We start from the raw sequence: 1,692 nt of genomic DNA, 5'->3' as shown, positions 1-1,692 counted from the left end.
CACGCGCGCTGCCCGTGTTTCTCGCCGTCGTCGCCATGGCCGCGCCGGTGCGCGCGCTGGCCCAGACGGCCGGGGCGAGGCCGCTGTTCAGCTATCTCGGCGACTGGGACGCCGTCGCGGCGGGCGGCCGCTCGAGCTCGGGGACCTATGCGCACGCGCTCGCGGCGGGCTTCACGGGGCCGATCGGCGGCGGCTGGAGCTGGACCGTGCAGGGCGCCTGGACAGCCGGCGCGAACCTCTCGGCGCGCGCGATCGGCGACGTACAGGGTGTGCAGGGCCCGTTCAACACCGGCGACGGCCTGTGGCTCTACGAGGCGAAGGCGAGCTACCAGTCCGAGGCGGTGACGTTCCAGGCCGGGCGGCTCTCGGCCGGCGACGCCCTGCCCGGCGCTGCCGGCATGGGGCAGTTCGTGAACTCCGCCTTCTCGTCCAACGGCGGGGCGATCACGCTCAATGATCCCGGCCGGGCGGCGACGCCGGCGGCGACCTGGGGCGCCTGGGGCACGTGGACCGGGGCTCCCGTGGAGCTGCGCGGCGGAGCGCTGTTGTCGGATCCGCGGCGGACGACGCTCGCCAGGCATGGCGTCGAGCTCGGCTTCCATCCCGCCGACGGCGTGCTGGGGTTCGGCGAGGCGGTCGCGCCGGTGGGCGGCGGCTTCCGCGCGGGCCTCGGCGGCTATGGCGACAGCGCGCGGTTCCAGACCTTCGATGGGCGCACGGTGCGCGGCAACGGGGGGTGGTATCTGTGGCTCGAACGGCCGGCGGCGGAGAAGGGCGAGAGCCTCAGCGGCTTCGCCATGCTGCAGGCCGCGCCGCGCCGCGACCGCAGCCTCGAGCCGCTGTTCCTGATGGGCGGGATCACCTGGCAGGGGTTCAATCCCGCTCGGCCGTCGGATTCCGTGTCGCTGGGCGCGACCTCCGGTGAGTTCAGCAGAACGAGCCCCTTCCGCGGCCACGAGAGCCTGATCGAGGCGAACTACCGCTGGGCGGTCAACGAGCACCTCGGGTTCAGGCCCGACGTGCAGTGGGTGATCTCGCCGGGCGGCAAGAGCGGCGGCCGCAATGCGCTGGTCGTGGGCGTGCAGCTCGAGGCTGGGCTCTAGCGACGATATTGCACACGTCGGCTGTCTGTATTACTGACTGACTGGTCAGTTATCTGGAGCGGTCATGCCCTCCGCGGACCCCAAATTCCGCCGCCGCAAGGCCGACCGGCCGGCCGAGATCGTGGCGGCGGCGCTGGCGGTGTTCGCCGAAAAGGGCTTCGCCGCGGCGCGGCTGGAGGAGATCGCAGCCCGCGCCGGGGTGTCCAAGGGCGCCCTCTACCTCTATTTCGAAACCAAGCAGGACCTGTTCCACGCCGTCGTCGAGCAGGCGATCGCCCCCAACATCCAGGCCGTGCGGGCGATGATCGCGGCCCATCCCGGCCCGTTCCCGGACCTCATCCGCCAAGTCCCCGACCGGATCGCGATCCTGCTCGACACCCTGCCGGTGGGCGGGGTGATCAAGATGGTGATCGGCGAGGCTGGCAATTTCCCGGACCTCGCCCGCGTCTGGCACGACCGGCTGGTGGCCCAGGCGCTGGGCGCGCTCGCCGATGCGGTGACGGCGGCCCAGGCCCGTGGCGAGGTCAGGGGCGGAGACGCCAGGATCTACGCCCTGCAGCTCATCTCCCCGCTGCTGATCAGCGTCATC

2 protein-coding genes are annotated in these 1,692 nt (G+C 72.3%); both read left to right on the top strand.

All coding sequences use genetic code 11. The annotated features are described in order from the left end of the window. Positions 1–1,103 (top strand): carbohydrate porin (locus VLI41_RS10935; RefSeq protein WP_325268106.1); only part of this gene is annotated, 1,103 nt, incomplete at its 5' end. A 64-nt stretch (positions 1,104–1,167) separates the two neighbouring features. Further along, positions 1,168–1,692, top strand: a 525-nt coding sequence (locus tag VLI41_RS10930; RefSeq protein ID WP_325268105.1) for a TetR/AcrR family transcriptional regulator, incomplete at its 3' end; no start/stop codon positions are given.

The sequence above is a fragment of the Phenylobacterium sp. genome (genome assembly GCF_035475775.1).
In the GTDB taxonomy this organism is placed as follows: Bacteria; Pseudomonadota; Alphaproteobacteria; order Caulobacterales; family Caulobacteraceae; genus Phenylobacterium.
This window is presented reverse-complemented; position numbering and strand designations above follow the sequence as displayed.